The organism is Acinetobacter sp. JADD-222, assembly GCF_049310645.1.
Genome location: NZ_JBMOWI010000003.1, coordinates 19,119 through 37,316, shown reverse-complemented (window position 1 = coordinate 37,316; position 18,198 = coordinate 19,119). Strand labels below are relative to the sequence as shown.

The 18,198-nt window shown below is 39.2% G+C and carries 13 protein-coding genes and 2 tRNA genes; 9 read left to right on the top strand and 6 right to left on the bottom strand.

The window, feature by feature from the left end; all coding sequences use genetic code 11:
- Positions 1 to 3: 3 nt before the first annotated feature.
- From ACO6UW_RS03925 to ACO6UW_RS03905, 5 genes are all read left to right on the top strand, one after another.
- Positions 4 to 1,839 carry an extracellular solute-binding protein gene (locus tag ACO6UW_RS03925; protein WP_057062167.1) on the top strand — a complete coding sequence of 612 codons (1,836 nt, stop codon included), beginning with the start codon at positions 4 to 6 and terminating at the stop codon, positions 1,837 to 1,839.
- 31 nt (positions 1,840 to 1,870) lie between these two features.
- A complete protein-coding gene (locus tag ACO6UW_RS03920) occupies positions 1,871 to 2,923 on the top strand; it encodes a microcin C ABC transporter permease YejB (protein ID WP_057062168.1) in 1,053 nt (350 codons plus the stop codon).
- Positions 2,923 to 3,933 (top strand): ABC transporter permease, encoded by a 1,011-nt coding sequence (locus ACO6UW_RS03915; protein WP_044100647.1) that lies wholly within the window; start codon positions 2,923 to 2,925, stop codon positions 3,931 to 3,933. The genes ACO6UW_RS03920 and ACO6UW_RS03915 overlap by 1 nt, the downstream gene beginning before the upstream one ends.
- On the top strand, positions 3,908 to 5,503 hold the full coding sequence (locus ACO6UW_RS03910; RefSeq protein ID WP_422405518.1) for an ABC transporter ATP-binding protein: 1,596 nt from the start codon (positions 3,908 to 3,910) through the stop codon (positions 5,501 to 5,503). Before ACO6UW_RS03915 ends, ACO6UW_RS03910 begins: the two co-directional genes overlap by 26 nt.
- Positions 5,504 to 5,692: 189 nt before the next feature.
- Positions 5,693 to 6,937: an NADH:flavin oxidoreductase/NADH oxidase family protein gene (locus ACO6UW_RS03905; protein WP_057062169.1), complete on the top strand. Its 1,245-nt coding sequence runs from the start codon at positions 5,693 to 5,695 to the stop codon at positions 6,935 to 6,937.
- A gap of 41 nt (positions 6,938 to 6,978) precedes the next feature.
- Here the strand turns inward: ACO6UW_RS03905 and ACO6UW_RS03900 are convergent, their stop codons facing one another.
- The 4 genes from ACO6UW_RS03900 to pyrC all read right to left on the bottom strand — a co-directional run bounded on the left by ACO6UW_RS03900 (position 6,979) and on the right by pyrC (position 11,053).
- Positions 6,979 to 9,093, bottom strand: coding sequence for a TonB-dependent siderophore receptor (locus ACO6UW_RS03900; RefSeq protein ID WP_057062170.1), 2,115 nt, complete (start codon positions 9,091 to 9,093; stop codon positions 6,979 to 6,981).
- Between the two features lie 184 nt (positions 9,094 to 9,277).
- A tRNA-Glu gene (locus tag ACO6UW_RS03895) sits at positions 9,278 to 9,353 on the bottom strand.
- Between the two features lie 18 nt (positions 9,354 to 9,371).
- Positions 9,372 to 10,034, bottom strand: a complete 663-nt coding sequence (rnt, locus tag ACO6UW_RS03890) for a ribonuclease T (RefSeq protein ID WP_002117536.1) — start codon at positions 10,032 to 10,034, stop codon at positions 9,372 to 9,374.
- Positions 10,019 to 11,053, bottom strand: a complete 1,035-nt coding sequence (gene pyrC, locus ACO6UW_RS03885; protein WP_057062171.1) for a dihydroorotase — start codon at positions 11,051 to 11,053, stop codon at positions 10,019 to 10,021. The genes rnt and pyrC overlap by 16 nt, the downstream gene beginning before the upstream one ends.
- 149 nt (positions 11,054 to 11,202) lie before the next feature.
- On the opposite strand from pyrC, the gene ACO6UW_RS03880 reads away from it, so the two are divergent.
- Positions 11,203 to 12,465: a GGDEF domain-containing protein gene (locus ACO6UW_RS03880; RefSeq protein ID WP_032004106.1), complete on the top strand. Its 1,263-nt coding sequence runs from the start codon at positions 11,203 to 11,205 to the stop codon at positions 12,463 to 12,465.
- A 61-nt stretch (positions 12,466 to 12,526) separates the two neighbouring features.
- Here the strand turns inward: ACO6UW_RS03880 and argG are convergent, their stop codons facing one another.
- Positions 12,527 to 13,885 carry an argininosuccinate synthase gene (gene argG / locus ACO6UW_RS03875; protein WP_014206117.1) on the bottom strand — a complete coding sequence of 453 codons (1,359 nt, stop codon included), beginning with the start codon at positions 13,883 to 13,885 and terminating at the stop codon, positions 12,527 to 12,529.
- 297 nt (positions 13,886 to 14,182) lie between these two features.
- On the opposite strand from argG, the gene ACO6UW_RS03870 reads away from it, so the two are divergent.
- The 3 genes from ACO6UW_RS03870 to ACO6UW_RS03860 all read left to right on the top strand — a co-directional run bounded on the left by ACO6UW_RS03870 (position 14,183) and on the right by ACO6UW_RS03860 (position 17,073).
- Positions 14,183 to 16,213 carry an NADPH-dependent 2,4-dienoyl-CoA reductase gene (locus tag ACO6UW_RS03870; protein ID WP_002120519.1) on the top strand — a complete coding sequence of 677 codons (2,031 nt, stop codon included), beginning with the start codon at positions 14,183 to 14,185 and terminating at the stop codon, positions 16,211 to 16,213.
- Positions 16,214 to 16,298: 85 nt separating this feature from the next.
- Positions 16,299 to 16,388: transfer RNA gene (locus ACO6UW_RS03865), tRNA-Ser, on the top strand.
- A 367-nt stretch (positions 16,389 to 16,755) separates the two neighbouring features.
- Entirely contained in the window at positions 16,756 to 17,073 is a 318-nt protein-coding gene (locus ACO6UW_RS03860; RefSeq protein ID WP_014206119.1) for a hypothetical protein, read from the top strand.
- Positions 17,074 to 17,084: 11 nt separating this feature from the next.
- Here the strand turns inward: ACO6UW_RS03860 and ACO6UW_RS03855 are convergent, their stop codons facing one another.
- Positions 17,085 to 18,185: a M48 family metallopeptidase gene (locus ACO6UW_RS03855; protein WP_057062173.1), complete on the bottom strand. Its 1,101-nt coding sequence runs from the start codon at positions 18,183 to 18,185 to the stop codon at positions 17,085 to 17,087.
- Between the last annotated feature and the right edge of the window lie 13 nt (positions 18,186 to 18,198).

The window sequence follows — 18,198 nt, the reverse complement described above, 5'->3', positions numbered from 1 at the left end:
TTTATGCATAAATTAAATTTTCAACTGAGCCTGCTAGTCGGGCTCAGTGTCATTTCCCATAGTGTTTTTTCTGCACAACAAACCAATTCATATATAGCGATTCATTCTAAGCCTAAATATTTAGAAATGATGGCTATGCCATATGCAAACCCTAATGCACCTAAAGGTGGCCTATTAAGTCAGGCAGCTCAAGGAACTTTTGATAACCTCAATAGTATGAATGGGAAAGGGAATGCTACAGAAGGCGTGAATTATCTTTTTGATACCTTAATGACTCAATCACTTGATGAGGTTGGAGTTTTATATCCGCTTTTGGCTCAGAAAGTGAGTTATGACCCAGAAAAAACGCAATCAGTGACTTTCTATTTAAACCCTAAAGCGCGTTTTAGTAATGGACAGCCAGTCACTGCGGCAGATGTTAAATTTAGTTTTGATGCTTATCAGACCAAGTCCAATTTAGGTTTACAAATGTACCTTGCCGATTTGGCTAAAACAGAAGTAATAAATGCTCATCAAGTAAAGTTTAGTTTTAAGTCTACACATAACCCTAAAATGCCATTCATTTTGGCAACCTTACCCATTTATTCAAAAGTAGATTGGCAAAAAAGAGATTTTAGCCGAATTACCTTACAACCGATTGTTGGTTCGGGACCTTACGTGGTTGAACGAATTGATCCGGGCAGAAGCATTAGTTATAAACGAAACCCGAATTATTGGGCAAAAGATTTACCTATTAATAAGGGGCGTTATAACTTTGACCGATTAAAATATGTCTATTATCGAAATTGGGATATTGCTTTTGAAGGATTTAAATCTGGGCAATACACTTTGCATGAAGAAACTAATCCTAAAAAATGGGTAACTGATTACCGGTTTCCAGCCGTAAAAGCAGGGTTGGTTTCTCAATATAAGTTTCGTCATCATAATCCTATCGCCACTGAAAGCTATGTTTTTAATACGAGACGAAAACCTTTAAATGATATTCGTTTTAGACAAGCTTTAACCTATGCTTATGACTTTGAATGGCAGAATAAAGCTTTGTTTTATGGACAATATCAGCGCCTACAAAGTTATTTTGAAAATAGTGAATTAGCAGCAACAGGTCGACCTTCAAAACCTGAATTAGAGTTGTTAAAACCGTTATTGCCTAAGTTATCTCCACTTATGCAACAAGGTGTTTTAGCAAACTGGAAATACCCAGTGTCAGATGCGAGTGGATTTAACCGTCAGAATTTATTAACTGCGCGGCAATTGCTTATACAAGCTGGCTATAAAGTTAAAGAAAGGCAGCTATTTACGCCTGAGGGAAAGAAAGTTCAGCTCGAATTTTTAATTCAGCAAGATGGTAAACAACGAACACTTTTACCTTTTATTCGTAACTTAAAAAAATTAGGTATAGCAGTTAATTTGCGTCAGGTTGATGCTCCGCAATATTTAGAACGGACTCGCCGTTACGATTTTGATATGACCACAATGAATTTGCCGCAATCTCTAAATCCGGGAAATGAACAAACTCAGTTTTGGGGGAGTATCGCCGCAGCTCAGGATGGAAATTACAATTATGCTGGAATTCGCAATCCAGTAATTGATCAAGTGATTTCAAAACTCGTTGCGAGTAAAAATCGTGAACAGCAGGTTATTTATACTCGCATTCTCGATCGATTGCTTAGAGCTGGCTATTATCAAATCCCGACCTATGGTAAAGGTGAAAACTGGTATGCTTATTGGAATATGTATCAACAACCTAAAGTTAAACCAGCACTTTCTTCTGGGATAGAATATTGGTGGAGTGATGCAAACAAGGCCCAAAAAGTTGCCAAATATTTACATCAACAATAAAAAGCAGCTGCCATAAAGGAAATCCTGTTATATGGGTTCATATATTCTCAAGCGACTTCTTTTAATGATTCCCACATTGTTTGTCATTCTATTGATTAACTTTGTGGTTGTGCAAATTGCACCGGGTGGGCCAGTTGAGCAAGCAATACATCAGGCACAAAGCGATTTGGGAATTGGTCGTGCATTGAGTGCAGAAACTTATTATCAAGGTGCTCAGGGGTTAAGCCCTGAAATGGTTGAGCAAATTAAGGCTCAGTACGGCTTTGATCGTTCTGCTCCTGAACGTTTTTTTCTAATGTTAAAGGGCTATTTAACTTTAGATTTTGGACAAAGTTTCTTTAAAGATAAATCTGTCGTGCAATTGTTATGGGAAAAAATGCCTGTTTCCATTTCACTTGGGCTGGTGAGTACTTTTCTCATTTATCTCATTTCTATTCCGCTGGGAATTAAAAAGGCAAAGCAGCAGGGCTCTTGGTTTGATCGATCCACTTCTTTAGTGCTTGTGGTGGGGTACGCTGTACCAAGTTTTGTATTTGCCATTTTGTTAGTTGTTTTTTTTGCAGGTGGATCTTATTTTCAATGGTTTCCATTACAAAATTTAGTCTCAGATAACTTCCATCAACTCAGTCTTTGGGGCAAAGTTACCGATTATTTATGGCATATGACTTTGCCACTCATTACGATGGTATTAGGCGGTTTTGCCAGTTTAACCTATTTAACTAAATACTCATTTTTAGAAGAACTCAATAAAACCTACGTTTTGGCAGCCTATGCAAAAGGTTTGAACAGCCAGCAAGTTTTATATAAGCATGTCTTTCGTAATGCCATTTTAGTTGTGCTCGCAGGATTGCCAGAAGCGTTAGCAGGTATTTTCTTTGTAGGTAACCTATTTGTAGAAATTATCTTTCACCTAGATGGGGTGGGTTTGTTGGGCTTTGAAGCTATTGTCCAACGTGATTATCCTGTTATTTTTGGTGTTTTGTTTTTCTTTACTTTATTTAGCCTAATTTTACGTCTCATTTGTGATGTGTTGTACCAATGGGTTGATCCGCGAATCCACTTTGATGCGCAAGGAGGCAAATAATGTCTTTGATTGTGCGAACACGATTACAACGTTTTAGACAACATAAATTGGGCTGGGCCAGCTTTATATTATTTAGTCTAATTTTGGTTTTGTCATTAGCCGCGGAGTTAATTGCTAACGATAAACCGCTATTAGTGAAGTATGAAGATTCTTACTATTTACCCGTGTTAAAAACTTATCCTGAAACTGTGTTTGGTGGGGTGTTTGAAACAGAAGCTGACTATAAAGACCCCGCCGTACAAGCGCTTATTGAAGCTAAAGGATGGGCAGTTTGGCCCCTCATTCAATTTTCATATCAAACTCCCAATTTAGATTTGGCAGTTCCTGTGCCATCACCACCTTCCAAGCAAAACTGGTTGGGAACAGATGATCAAGGAAGGGATGTTCTTGCCCGTATTCTGTATGGCTTAAGAGTATCGTTGCTTTTTGGCTTAGCCTTAACCTTTTGTTCTGCTTTATTTGGAATTACCGTTGGTGCTATTCAAGGCTATTATGGCGGCTGGGTCGATTTATTGGGGCAACGTTTAGTTGAAGTCTGGAATGGCTTACCCATGCTTTTTATGGTCATGATTTTAGTGAGTATGTTTGTTCCAAATGTATATTGGCTATTTTTCATTATGTTGTTTTTCGGCTGGACCGTTTTGGTGGGCATTGTTAGGGCAGAGTTTTTAAAAGCTCGTCAGCTTGATTACGTTCGTGCAGCCCAAGTATTGGGAGTGACTGATCGTGCGATTATTTTTAGGCATATTTTGCCAAATGCGATTAGTTCGAGTTTGTCTCAGTTACCTTTTATTTTAACGACCAATATTAGCGCTTTAACTGCTCTTGATTTTTTAGGATATGGTCTACCGCCAGATGCGGCCTCTTTAGGTGAATTATTACTACAAGGTAAAAATAATTTAGATGCGCCATGGCTAGCAATTTCAGGCTTTTTTAGTCTGGCGATTGTTCTTTCACTTTTAATTTATATTGGGGAGGCGGCCCGTGATGCGTTTGACCCAAGAAAATAGTTTAAATACTGCTTCAACGTTATTGAAGGTAGAACATCTTTCAGTTCAAACCAAAGACCAAAAGATTTTATTAGAAAATCTAAATTTTTACTTAAATGAAGGGGAAACACTGGCTATTGTGGGGGAAAGTGGTTCAGGTAAATCGATGAGCTGCTTAGCAATAATGGGCTTGCTACAACAAAAATTAGAAATAACGGGTCAGGTCTGGATTGGTTCACAAAATATGCTTGAGCTAGATGAAAGAGCTCAATCAAATTTACGTGGTCGAAAAATCGCTATGATTTTTCAAGAGCCTGCTACTGCATTAAATCCGCTCCATCGGGTTGAAAAAATTATAGGGGAAAACCTTCTTTTATCTGGGTTTTCAAAACTTGAAGTTCGACAGCAAATATTTGAACTGTTAAAAGATGTTGGAATTGTTGAACCAGAACAAATTTTAAAACGTTATCCGCATGAGCTTTCTGGTGGACAAAGACAACGTGTCATGATTGCGATGACATTGGCACTTCGGCCTAAAATTCTGATTGCTGATGAACCTACTACTGCGTTGGATGTGGTCTTACAGATACAGATTTTAGAGCTATTAAAATCTTTACAAGCAAAATATGGAATGGCACTTATTTTAATTAGCCATGACCTCAATTTAGTACATCGCTATGCTGAGAAACTGATTGTATTGCAAAGTGGGCGTGTAGTAGAGCAAGGTGAACTGAGCCAAATCTTTGCAAATCCTAAAACAAGTTATACAGCACAGTTGTTAGATCATGATTTTGGAAAAGTAGAGTCTAGACCTGCTCAACAGAATGTTTTATCAGTTCGACAACTCAGCGTGCAGTTTCCTATAAGAAAAGGAATTTTAAATCGCATTCAAGGATATTTCACCGCAATAGAAGATTTGAGTTTCGATCTTGCTCAAGGTGAATCACTTGGGGTAGTTGGTGAAAGTGGTGCGGGTAAGTCATCTTTAGCTCTGGCTTTGGTTCAGCTTATTCAGAGCAAAGGACAGATTGTTTTCTTAGGTCAATATTTAAATCAGTTACAGCCAAAAGCCTTGCGTTTGATGAGATCAGATTTTCAACTCGTATTCCAAGATCCATTTGGCAGTTTAAACCCGCGTATGACAGTAGGGCAGATTATCGCGGAAGGGTTAAAATTAAAAGCTGTGAATGAAAACGAGATAAAGCAGCAAGTTGAATCTGCTTTGGTAAAAGTTGAATTGGCTGAAGATTTTCAACATCGTTATCCTCATGAGCTTTCAGGCGGTCAACGTCAACGTGTCGCCTTAGCCAGAGCTTTGGTGGTTCAGCCTAAACTTTTAATTCTGGATGAACCTACGTCGGCCTTAGATCGGACCACGCAAAAAACCATGATCAAGTTGTTGAGACAATTACAGCAAACTGAGCAGTTAAGTTATATTTTTATCAGTCATGATCTCAATATAGTAAAAGCACTGTGCCATAAAGTAATGGTGTTACGTCATGCCAAAGTTGTTGAATATCAGGAAACTGAACTCTTATTTTCTAAGCCTCAGAGTGAATATACGAAACAGTTAATTAAAGCATCCTTTTAAAGATATTTTTATAATTTATTGTTTTATATAAATAAATTTTAGTTAAACTTCTAATGCAAAAAGTTGCATATTTTTATTTTTTTTAAAATTGACATGTGCTATTGTCAGTTATCGATTATGACTTGACATGACCAATAACTCATTTAAATTAGAGTAATTGCTCTAAAACTCAAAGAACAGAGGTTAACCATGAACCAGATTGCTCAACCCATCACAATTCGCAATACCACCTTTAAAAACCGAATTATTAAAGGTGCAATGAGTGAGGCACTTGCAAATTATGAAGGCCAACCAAATGACTTACATTTGGGTTTATATGGTGCATGGGCAAAAGGTGAGCTTGGCTGTGCGATTACTGGTAATGTCATGGTAAATGCCGGCGCAAAAAATGAACCAGGTGTTGTTGTTATCGAAAATGAACGTGACCTAGAGCGCTTAAAAGAATGGGCGGCATTAGGTAAAAAATATGGCATGGTGCAGTTGATTCAATTGTCGCACCCAGGTCGTCAGTGTCCAAAAGGTTTAAATAAAGAAACCGTAGCGCCTTCAGCCGTACCTTTTAGCCCAGCTTTAGCAACCATGTTTGGAACGCCACGTGAACTTACTCATGATGAAATTCTAGATATTATTAAACGTTTTGCGACAGCAGCTCACATTTGTGAAAAAGCAGGCTTTGAAGGGGTGCAATTACATGGTGCACATGGCTATTTAATTAGTCAGTTTTTATCGCCATTAACCAATAAGCGTACAGATCAGTGGGGGGGGTCAGTTGAAAATCGTAGTCGTTTTTTACTAGAGGTTTATAAAGCGGTACGTGAAGCGACTTCAGATAATTTTATCATTTCAGTGAAACTTAACTCAGCTGACTTCCAGCGTGGTGGTATTAGCGAAGAAGATGTAATTTCAGTATTTAAAGCAGTGGATGAAGCTGGTATTGATTTAATTGAAATTTCAGGCGGTACTTATGAGGCACCAGCAATGGCTGGAGCTAAGGCCGACAAACGTAAAGCAAGTACGATTGCGCGTGAAGCATACTTTTTAGATTTTGCTGAAAAAATCCGCCAGCATGTTAAGTGTAAACTTATGGTGACAGGTGGCTTCCGTACTGTAGAAGGCATGAATGCCGCACTTGAAAGTGGTGCATGTGACTTTATTGGTATTGCTCGCCCATTTGCAGTAGAAACTGATTTAACTGAGCGTTTAATTGCAGGGCAAGATGTTCGCTATGCAGTAAAACCAATTAAAACAGGCTTACCATTTGTCGATAAGATGGCAATTATGGAAATTATTTGGTATGCAGCTCAATTTAAAACGATTGGTAAGGGTAAAAAGCCAAATCCAAAACTTTCACCACTGGTAGTGTTTTTAAATTACGCCAAAGGCAATATTAAAGCGGTGATTCAAGGACAAGTGAATTCACGTAAATCTGCGTAAATCAAATGCGCCATTTCAATAACTGAAATGGCGCATTTGTTTTAGAACGTATAGCTCATACCTAATTGAACAGTACGTGATTCACCCGGATATGCATATAGATTGAAAGCGCTTTCATCATAAACTTTGTCAAAAAGATTTTTCAGATCTAAGTTAATACGAAGTTTCGGTGTTGCCTGATAGTAAGAAACTAAATCTGTAACAGCATAACCTTTCATTGTGTAAGTACTATTGGCTGTTTGACCTGCACGTTTATCAATATATTTTTGATTAATGCCCAGACCTAGGCCTTGTAAAGGGCCATCCTGAAATTCATAGATATTTAAAAGATTAAAACTATTCTTTGGAATATTGGCTAAAGTGGTTCCTTTTTTCAAAGTATTATCTTTGCTGACTTCTGCATCTGTATAGGCATATCCACCAATAATTTTCCAAGCTGGAGTGATTTGCCCTGCAACATTTAGCTCAATACCTTGACTACGAACTTCACCAGCAGCAACTTTATAGGCTGAATCTACAGGATCGAGAGTTAAGACATTTTCTTTTTTTGCATAAAAAATCGCAGAGTCAACCGATAGCATATTGTCGAGTGCTTGCCATTTAAAGCCTAACTCGTAAGCCATGCCTTCCTCTGGGTCAAATCCCTCTCCATTACGGCTAGCACCAGTGTTAGGTTTAAAAGATTTTGCAGCATTGCTATAGATTGAAAGGTCATCACGCGCTTTAAAAACTAAACCTAAACGCGGAATAAATGCGTCATGACTGGTATTCCAGTTTGCAGTATTCGGTAAAAGATTTTTGTAATCATGTTCGTAGTGCTCAAAACGTAAACCCACTAGTGCACTTAAACGCTCATTTAAATCGATTTGGTCTTGTACAAAAAGGGCAGTTGTTTTTAAATTTTCACGGTCATGGGTCGTAATGTTTTTAAGCTCGGGTAGAGGTTGGCCTAAAACTGGATCATAGATATTGATCGGGTAGTTATTTGACTTAGCATCTGAACGAATAATATATGACTTATAATCATAGTTTTCGTATTCAAGCCCAGTCACTAAAGTATGAGCTAGACCTAAAAGTTGGAAATTACCTGTTAGATTAATTTGGGCATCGGTATCTTGCCATTTTAATTCGCGATAGTTGTAATTTCGGTTTAAAGTTTCGCCGTCATCTTGAATGCCATTTGCCTCTACCGCATAGCCATGCAATTTACCATTTAAATATTGCACACCAGCATTTAGCTTCCAGTCATTACCAAGGTCGTGCTCGACTCTTAATTGAGTCATATTGTTATCATTGTAGAGTCGGTTGTTGTATTTACCTGTTTCCCATAAATAGGTTTCGGGTGAACTATTAAAAGACTTCTGACCTGCATAGCGTGTTTGACCACGATCAAGTGGATGCTGATTTCTTAAAATATCGGCTTCAAAGGTAACTTTTGTTGCGTCAGAAGCTTGCCATTGAATGACTGGTGCAATTCCATATCGTTTGGACTCGACATGATCGCGATAACTATCACCGCCTTCTGCAATCACATTTAGGCGATAACCTATATTTTCTGTATTAGGGATAATACCTGTGGTATCTACCGTAGTGCGATATAAACCTTCACTACTGAGCTGAGCCCCTAAAGTGGTTTGTTGTTCAGACTTTGGTGTTTTAGAAATTAAGTTAAACGTACCACCTGGGTCACCACGACCATATAAGCTAGAAGAGGGTCCACGTAAAACGTCTACACGTTCAATAGTGTTGCTATCTGGAGCATTTGGATAACCACGGTTAATCGGGAATCCATTACGATAAAATTCACCGCTAGTGAAACCACGAAGATTAAAGCCTGTTAAACCTTGACCGCCAAAATTATTAGCACGGGTCACACCGCCAGCTAAATCAAGCGCTTCAATCAAACGTGTCGCGCCAATATCTTCGATTACTTTTTGAGTCACTACACTGACAGATTGTGGCGTATCTTTTAATGCGATTTCACTACGTGTTGCGCTACTTGAACTATCGACTTTATAAGTTTGGTTGGCAGCTTGTTGGGCTTTAATCTTAATGGTAGCGAGCGTTGTTGAGGAATTATTGGTTTCTGCGAAAGTACTTGAGATACAGCAGAGTTGAGCGATGCTCAGGGAGAGGAGGCGAAGTTTAAGATCCATTTAAAACCTTGTTGATAATAAATATCAGTATAAAAATAAGAATTATTATATTGTAAATCTATGTAAAGGAAATATTGGATCGGTGATATATATGTACAAGTGTATTTTATTTGGAAATACAGACAACTAGAAATATAAAAAAGTTTAAAAATGGAATAGAAAGGAATTCTATAAGAAAAGAATATGGCGTCCCTACGGGGATTCGAACCCCGGTTACCGCCGTGAAAGGGCGATGTCCTAGGCCTCTAGACGATAGGGACGTTGAGGATGGCGGTATCTTAAGAAGCCGCCACCAAACTGTCAAGGAGGTAAGGTGACAGTTTGTTCAAAATATAGCAAAACAGTTCAGCAGTCTTCTGAGTATCGTACAAAGCAGAGTGTGCTTCTTTACCATCGAACTCAATTCCAGCTTGAATACAAGCTTTCGCAAGCACAGTTTGTCCAAACATAACAGCACTTAAAGTAACCGTATCCATCACTGAAAAGCTATGAAATGGGTTTTGGTTTTTTGTGCTTGTACGCGCAATTGCTGCTTGTACAAAACCAAGGTCAAAATGCGCATTGTGGCCCACTAAGACAGCATGTGTACAATGTTGCTGTTTACGGACTTCATTTACCGATTTAAAAATACGGCGTAATGCAGTGCGTTCATCTTCAGCCATTGCAATACGCATTGGATTGAATGGATCAATACCAATAAAGTCTAACGAACGGCGATCGAGATTAGCCCCTTCAAACGGGTTAATATGTGCATGAAATGCTGGGCCAGGGACAAATTGTCCCTGAGCATCATACACAATTGGAATGCACGCAATTTCTAGCAATGCATCTGTCTGGGCATTAAAACCTGCCGTTTCAACGTCAACAACAACAGGTAAGAAGCCACGAAAACGTTGGCCAATGACCGGGACAGAGGTTTCTTGTGTCACACTTTTCTCCATTGCAGCGTTTTCCCGGCATGCAGCGGGATAATTTTTTGATCATCTAAATAATCAAAAGATTCTGGAACGAGGTTATCTTCTTTTACCAAAGTAATAGTAGAAGTATTACGTGGTAGGCCGTAGAAGTCTGCGCCAAAGAGGCTAGCAAAACCTTCTAAACGCTCTAATTTACCCACTTGGTCAAATGCTTGAGCATAAAGTTCAATTGCATTAGGCGCACTATAACAGCCCGCACAGCCACACGCATTTTCTTTTGCATTTTGCGAGTGAGGAGCGCTATCTGTACCCAAGAAAAATTTAGGGTTACCGCTCGTTGCAACTTCAAGCAAAGTGGTCTGGTGAGTTTGACGCTTTAAAATTGGTAAGCAATAGAAATGCGGTTTAATACCACCAACCAACATATCATTACGGTTAAATAATAAATGCTGAGGCGTAATGGTTGCAGCCACATTGCGGTCTTGTTCTAAAACAAAGTGCGCAGCATCGCTTGTTGTGATGTGTTCAAGTACCACTTTAAGCTTTGGAAACTGTTTTAATAACGGTGATAAAACTTCGTCTAAGAAGCGTTTTTCACGGTCAAAAATATCAACGTGGTTATGAGTCACTTCACCATGAAGTAATAACGGAACTTGATGCTCTTCTAGTTGCTCAATGACTGCATAAACTTTACGGATGTCACTTACTCCGTTATCAGAGTTGGTGGTCGCACCTGCTGGGTAAAGTTTAATAGCATTTACATGTCCAGATTCTTTAATTTTACGAACTTCGTCTGGTGAGGTGAAATCAGTAAAATAAAGCACCATACGCGGGTCAAAGTTAAGACCCTCTGGAACATGAGCAAGAATACGTTCACGGTAAGCCAATGCTTCTTCCACAGTTTTTACAGGTGGAACAAGGTTTGGCATACAGATCGCGCGAGCAAATTGTTTGGCCAAATCAGGTACAGTACGTTTTAATGCTAAACCATCACGTAAATGTGCATGCCAGTCATCTGGCTGGAGCAGGGTAATAGAGTCCAAGGCAGTTCAAACTTCGAAATAAAACAAATGATAATCGATAAAGTGTGAAAATGGTAACGAGAATTACGGACAAATGGCAAAATAAAGCGCCAGAGGCCTTAAAAAATAATGTTATATTTTGTTAATGTGTGAGAGGCAGGAATCAAGTAGTGGCAAATAGGGGAAATGTACATGAATTACTCAAAGCAAAAGAAGAAATAGAATATTTAGTAACTCTACATACCCATCGTTATGCCAATATACCTCTGCCACATCAATTAGAAAAAAAATTCTGGTGTCTAAATCTTGAGCGAACTAAACAGAATATCTCAAAGTTTTTAGCAAGTGGCATTTTAACCTATCTCATTTTCATATTGCTGGCTCTACCTACAGACTATTTGGTCATAGGCGTGCCTTATATTACTTGGGATTTTATTTACTGTTTACTTAGCGCAATTAATATTGCTTGTGCACTGCTGTTATTTTGGGTTTTTGCAAAGTTTAAAAAACTCACTGAATATTTTTATATCGCTGCATGTGGCATTGTATTTTTGACCATTATTATCAATGCAATGTTGCTCCTTAGCGTAGGAAATGTTGCTCTTAAAAACCAGTCGATGTTACTACTTTCCTTCTTGTATATGCTTGGTTTTATTTTAAGCGGAATAAAGCCTCTACATATGCTTTATGTAGGTTTAACAGCAGCCTTTTGTGTTTTTTCCCTACTGATTTTATGGCAAGCGAATTGTGATTTTATTGCTTTGGGAAGAGCGCTGTTTGGAAGTTGTATTTTAGGTTTTTCAATTAGTACGATGCTTACGTCTAGAGAAAGAAGCCTCTTTTTAAATAATCAGCTTGCTGAGCTTAACGAACAGATTTTACGTATTGAGGCATCTGAATTGCTTCATTTAAGCCAGCAGGATGCACTGACGAATATCTCAAATCGACGTACTTTTGATGAGATGTTCGACTTTTTTTACTATCGTGCAAAGCAAGAAAAGCGCCCATTGGCTGTTTTATTTATTGATATCGATTTTTTTAAAAATTATAACGATTTTTATGGGCACCAAATGGGGGATAAAGTCATCTCATCTATTGCCGCTGCAATTAAAAATTCGATTCGGCATGTTGATTTTGTTGCCCGTTATGGTGGAGAAGAGTTTGTCGTGCTGTTACCGAAAACACCTGCTCAAGGCGCCTATGCCGTCGCTGCAAATATTTATAAAGCGATTGAGCGACAAGCGATTCCTCATGCAGCATCTTTAGTTTCTAAGCATGTCACGATTAGTTTAGGTTTTACTGTTTATACAGAAGGTTTTAAAGTAAATCAGGAAAAATTAATTCACGCTGCGGATCAAGCTTTGTACCGAGCTAAGCAGCTTGGACGTAACCAGATTTATTATCAACCTTTGGAAGTAGCAGAACTTGTTTGAGCACAAATATTTGAAATAAAAAAGCCACCGTTGTCGGTGGCTTTTTTATTAAGTAAGAAAATTATTTTTTCTTGCTATCAAGTTGTGGTACAGCAGAACCTTGGCCGATTGAAAGCAAACCAGCATCTGTATAGATACCAAGTTTTGCACGTGTATCGGTAATGTCGAGGTTACGCATAGTCAATTGACCAATACGGTCCATTGGCGTAAACATTGAATCGCCTTTTTCCATTGTTAAACGTTCAGCTTCGTACGTTAAGTTTGGAGATTCAGTGTTCATGATGGTGTAGTCATTACCACGACGAAGTTCAAGAGTTACTTCACCAGTAATCGCTTTAGCAACCCAACGCTGTGCAGTTTCACGCAACATAAGTGCTTGAGAGTCGAACCAGCGGCCTTGGTAAAGTAAACGACCTAAACGTAAACCGTTAATGCGGTATTGTTCGATCGTATCTTCGTTATGAATACCAGTAACCAAACGCTCATAAGCAATATGAAGAAGGGCCATCCCCGGTGCTTCATAAATACCACGAGATTTCGCTTCGATAATACGGTTTTCGATTTGGTCAGACATACCTAAACCATGACGGCCACCAATACGGTTTGCTTCAAGAATAAGCTCAACCGGATTGTCAAAAGTTTGACCGTTTAATGCAACAGGTACACCTTCTTCAAAACGTACAGTCACTTCTTCTGGAGTAATTTCAACTTCATCTTTCCAGAAAGCAACGCCCATAATTGGGTCAACGATTTTGATACCAGCATTTAAGTATTCAAGATCTTTTGCTTCGTGAGTTGCGCCCAACATATTTGAGTCAGTTGAGTACGCTTTTTCTTTTGACATTTTGTAGTCAAAACCGTTGTCGATCAGGAACTGTGACATTTCTGCACGGCCGCCAAGCTCATCGATGAAGTTTTGATCTAACCAAGGCTTATAAATTTTAAGATTCGGATTAGTCAACAAACCATAACGATAGAAACGTTCAATATCGTTACCTTTATAAGTTGAACCGTCACCCCAGATGTTTACGTCATCTTCTTTCATTGCAGTAACTAACATTGTACCTGTTACTGCACGACCTAATGGAGTCGTATTGAAATAAGGAACACCACCTGTACTGATATGGAATGCACCACACTGAATCGCAGCAATACCTTCAAGCGCAAGTTGTAAGCGGCAGTCAATTAAGCGAGCTTTTACAGCGCCGTATTGTTCTGCTTTCTTTGGAATTGCATCGTAGTCATCTTCATCAGGCTGACCTAAGTTTGCAGTATATGCATAAGGTTCTGCGCCTTTTTGTTTCATCCACAATAAGGCAGCTGAAGTGTCTAGGCCTCCGGAGAAGGCAATCCCAACTTTTTTGCCTACTGGTACATGCTGCAAGATAGTTGCATTATCAGTCATTGCTAATCCTAACATTTATGAAAAAGACCCCATATAGGCGGTCTTGAGAATTCTGAATGGCGGCTATTGTAGCACTATTCATGGTGCTTTTTTTCGCAAAAAAAGCATTAATTCACTTGTTCTGATTTGAAGTTTTAATTTGATAAAAAATATAAGGCTATTTATAGAATAAGAAGAAGTGAATGAAGTATTGTTCTTAAATAAATGGATTGACCATAAGCTCCGATAAATTTCTTTGCATGGTCATCCAAAATTATCAAAAAAGTATTAAAGTACTATGCAACAAGTTGCAAAAAATTATTGGGACGCAGCATGACAAGTTACGCCAATTTATTAAAACCATTACATCTAGGCTTTACTACCATTAAAAACCGTGTGGTGATGGGTTCCATGCATACGGGGCTTGAAGACCGTTTTTACAATTACCCAAAACTGGCAGCTTATTTTGAAGAGCGTGCAAAAGGTGGGGTGGGCCTGATTGTGACAGGTGGTATTTCACCGAACCGTCAAGGATGGTTAGCACCTGCTGGCGGAACCATGAATAGCTTATTTGATATTCCACAGCATCGTCTGGTTACACATGCTGTGCATAAACATGGTTCAAAAATCTTAATGCAAATTTTGCATGCAGGTCGCTATGGTTACCAGCCGTTTGTTGTATCTTCAACTGCAATTAAATCTCCAATTTCACCTTTTAAACCACGCCAGCTTTCTGAAAAAAATATTCTGAGCACAATAGAAGATTACGCACAGTGCGCCGATATTGCCAAAAAAGCAGGTTATGACGGTGTCGAAATTATGGGCTCGGAAGGTTATTTAATTAACCAGTTTTTAAGTCGCCACGTGAACCAGCGTACTGACCGTTGGGGTGGTGAAATTGAAAACCGTATGCGCTTTCCAGTCGAGATTGTTAAAGCGATCCGTGCCAAAGTTGGTGAGAAATTTATTATTTGTTTCCGCTTGTCTTTACTCGATTTAGTCCATGACGGTAATACCATGCAAGAGGTGGTGACTGTAGCCAAAGCTTTAGAAAAAGCAGGGGTGACTTTATTAAATACCGGTATTGGCTGGCATGAAGCTCGTGTTCCGACCATTGTAACATCTGTGCCTCGTGCAGCTTTTGTCGACTACACTGCTCATGTAAAACAGCATATTTCTATCCCGATTATTGCGTCAAACCGAATTAACATGCCTGAAACTGCCGAAGAAATTTTGGCAACTGGTAAAGCAGATATGGTTCAAATGGCGCGTCCTTTATTGGCCGATGCATTTTGGGTAAATAAAACTGCGACTAACCGTGTTGATGAAATTAATACCTGTATTGCATGTAACCAAGCCTGTTTAGACCATGCTTTTAAAAATAAGCGTGTGTCTTGTTTGGTTAACCCGCGTGCAGGCCATGAAACTGAACTGGTCTATTTAAAGACTAAACAGCCTAAGCGAATTGCAGTTGTGGGCGGCGGAGTAGCGGGTATGTCGGCGGCAACTGTTGCGGCAAGCCGTGGCCATGCAGTGACGCTGTTTGAGGCAACTTCTGATGTAGGTGGCCAATTTAACTTTGCCAAAGTTGTACCGGGCAAAGAAGAATTTCACGAGACGATCCGCTACTTTAAAGTCCAACTGGAAAAAACAGGGGTGGATGTACGTTTAAATACTCGCGTAAATCGTGAGCAGCTTGAACGTGAAGGTTTTGATGAAGTGATTGTTGCAACAGGTGTAATCCCTCGTGCATTAAAAATTGAAGGAAGCGACGCGCCACAAGTCCTTTCTTATGCTCAAGTTCTAAAAGGAGCAGAAGTTGGACAAAAAGTTGCAGTGATTGGTGCGGGTGGTATTGGTTTTGACGTGTCAGAATTTTTACTTAAACCGCCACATCAACCACAGCCTCAACCTTTAGCCGACTGGCAACGTGAATGGGGGGTGGACCCAGATCCAAACTATATTTCTGAAGGGGGGATGCAGCCGCCAGTCGTTGAACCAGCGATCCGTGAAATTTATTTATTACAACGTAAAACCACACCACTCGGTATTGGCCTTGGCAAGACTTCGGGTTGGGTACACCGTGCACAGCTTAAAAAGCATGGCGTACGTATGCTGCGTGGTGTGCAATATAAAGCAGTCACTGATGAAGGGCTTTGGATTGAGCACAATGGGCAAGATCAACTTTTACGTGTAGATACGGTTGTGGTGTGTGCAGGTCAAGAGTCAGTAAAAGACTTGATGCCAAAAGAAGGCGAGTCGACTATAGCGAACTACCATATTATTGGTGGTGCAAAGCTTGCAGCAGAGCTAGATGCGAAGCGTGCGATCAAAGAAGGAGCAGAATTGGCTGCTCAACTGTAAAATTGATGAAACAATATGCACTTGAACACAAAGCGATGATATTTTTCTTGAATAAAATGAATAAGCTTTGTATTCTTACGCACATGGAAGCGTGGCAGAGCGGTTTAATGCACCGGTCTTGAAAACCGACGAGGGTGTGAGTCCTCCGTGAGTTCGAATCTCACCGCTTCCGCCAAATTCGAAAAGCCCCTGTTAAAAACAGGGGCTTTTTTTATATCTATTATTTTACCCCTCATTCTACCCCACATAAAAATTTGGATTGAGTTAGACAGATTTTGATTTCAGTTTAATTTTATATTGTGCAGTTAATCGCACCCTCATAATGGTCAATATCTTGTAATTGTTTGATGAATTCTTTCGGGACGACTATTGCTGCTATATGTATAATTATGGGTAGAATAGCTCCTTATAATACTAAGCCCTTTGCATCACTAACTTGCAAATTAAAATCGCCTGATATGTACCGAATTTCAATTAATAGGTATGGATAGTTCATGAATCTAATAAATCAATGTAGTAAGTTATTTCTTGCAATTTTTCTTATGATAAATCTTTCAAATACGTATGCAGCAAAGATACAAGCTGTAGATGCTGAAGTACAGGAGAGTGCTGTAGATGTAATGGAAGCTGCTGGAGCAGAAGCTGTAGGTGGGCAAGAGGATATATGCCGTGCTGACGAGGCTTGTGACGTTGCATCTCCTGTTTCTGAGGATGAAATGTACGGTGGTATTCAACAGGAATATGTCGTAAAAGGCTGCAAGGTAACAATCTACAATGATGGACCTGTGAAAATGGTCAACGTAAAGACAGATCAACCATGTGATGCTCCACTTCCTAAAGACCATAAATTTTCTAGATAGACTTTGTGAGCCTATAAATTATTTTGTGCGCCTTTCTGTTTTTTCTCAAAATCATGAACCATTCGAATACGCTCTTCGGTTGCAGGATGAGAGGATAAAGCATCAAGAACAGCTGTAGATAGTTTATTAGCTGAAGATTCTTCCTGAGAAGTTGGTGGGTTGGCCTGATTCTTTTTATCGATACCTTCTTCTGTTGTATCGCTTAAACGTTGTAAGAAATTTGCAAAGTGTGAGACTTCGATATGCTTCTTATCCATCAACTGTAAAGCATATAGATCGGCTTCGGATTCAAATTTACGTGAGTAATTTGCACCAATCATAGCGGCAGGTAAGGACGTAAATAAGTCTGAATTATCTCCTGTCATTGCAATGTATAATATACTTAGGCCTAAACTCGTTAACCCTTGTTGCAAACTATGGCGATAAACCAAATGGCCTTGTTCATGGGCTAATACGCCTAAGATTTCTTGATTCGTATGTGCCAATTTGATCAGTTCATCTGTGATAATAATCGTATTATTGGGTAGCGCTACAGCATTAGCCCCTAACTGATCGCCTTTACGGAAGACTAATTTAGCTGGTTTGTTTTCAGCAACAGTATTCAAATATTGTTTAGTAATTTGATCTTTTTGGGTTTGTGCTAATTGGCTGGGTGCAGTCCAATTATTTAATACATAATTCTCTGCTTCATCACCTAGTTTCTTTAAAGTATTCTCAGGTAATTGAAAAGCAAGATAATGGGATGTTGCTGGAACACCCCATTTGACTAGACTGATCGCAAAAGTAATCACAAAAATTACACTAAAAAGAATAAGACCCGGAGAGCGTTCAAATTTCCAGATCGAATGTTGAACCTTTTTAGTTGTGTAATTAAACCATTCTGGTAATGCGCTATGAAACTCAATTCGTGCATCATCAGATAATTCAATTACTGGGTGTAACTGTCCCAGCGCACCAATCAATTTCATATCAGTATATTGATAATGACGCTGAAGTTCTAATTGCTCACCATACCGAATTAGAACTTCAGATTCAGATTGTGCTGAAATCTGAGCAGGGTGTGGTTTAGACACTAGGCCATCATAGAAAGTGATATCTACTGCGTGGGACATAAATTATTAAACT

What these genes read in the sequence shown, in the direction of transcription:
- ACO6UW_RS03925 (WP_057062167.1), top strand. Translation starts at nt 4, where the DNA reads ATGCATAAATTAAATTTTCAACTGAGCCTGCTAGTCGGGCTCAGTGTC.
- rnt (WP_002117536.1), bottom strand. Translation starts at nt 10,034, where the DNA reads ATGGAGAAAAGTGTGACACAAGAAACCTCTGTCCCGGTCATTGGCCAA.
- ACO6UW_RS03905 (WP_057062169.1), top strand. Translation starts at nt 5,693, where the DNA reads ATGAACCAGATTGCTCAACCCATCACAATTCGCAATACCACCTTTAAA.
- ACO6UW_RS03920 (WP_057062168.1), top strand. Translation starts at nt 1,871, where the DNA reads ATGGGTTCATATATTCTCAAGCGACTTCTTTTAATGATTCCCACATTG.
- ACO6UW_RS03900 (WP_057062170.1), bottom strand. Translation starts at nt 9,093, where the DNA reads ATGGATCTTAAACTTCGCCTCCTCTCCCTGAGCATCGCTCAACTCTGC.
- ACO6UW_RS03855 (WP_057062173.1), bottom strand. Translation starts at nt 18,185, where the DNA reads ATGTCCCACGCAGTAGATATCACTTTCTATGATGGCCTAGTGTCTAAA.
- ACO6UW_RS03860 (WP_014206119.1), top strand. Translation starts at nt 16,756, where the DNA reads ATGATAAATCTTTCAAATACGTATGCAGCAAAGATACAAGCTGTAGAT.
- ACO6UW_RS03915 (WP_044100647.1), top strand. Translation starts at nt 2,923, where the DNA reads ATGTCTTTGATTGTGCGAACACGATTACAACGTTTTAGACAACATAAA.
- argG (WP_014206117.1), bottom strand. Translation starts at nt 13,885, where the DNA reads ATGTTAGGATTAGCAATGACTGATAATGCAACTATCTTGCAGCATGTA.
- ACO6UW_RS03870 (WP_002120519.1), top strand. Translation starts at nt 14,183, where the DNA reads ATGACAAGTTACGCCAATTTATTAAAACCATTACATCTAGGCTTTACT.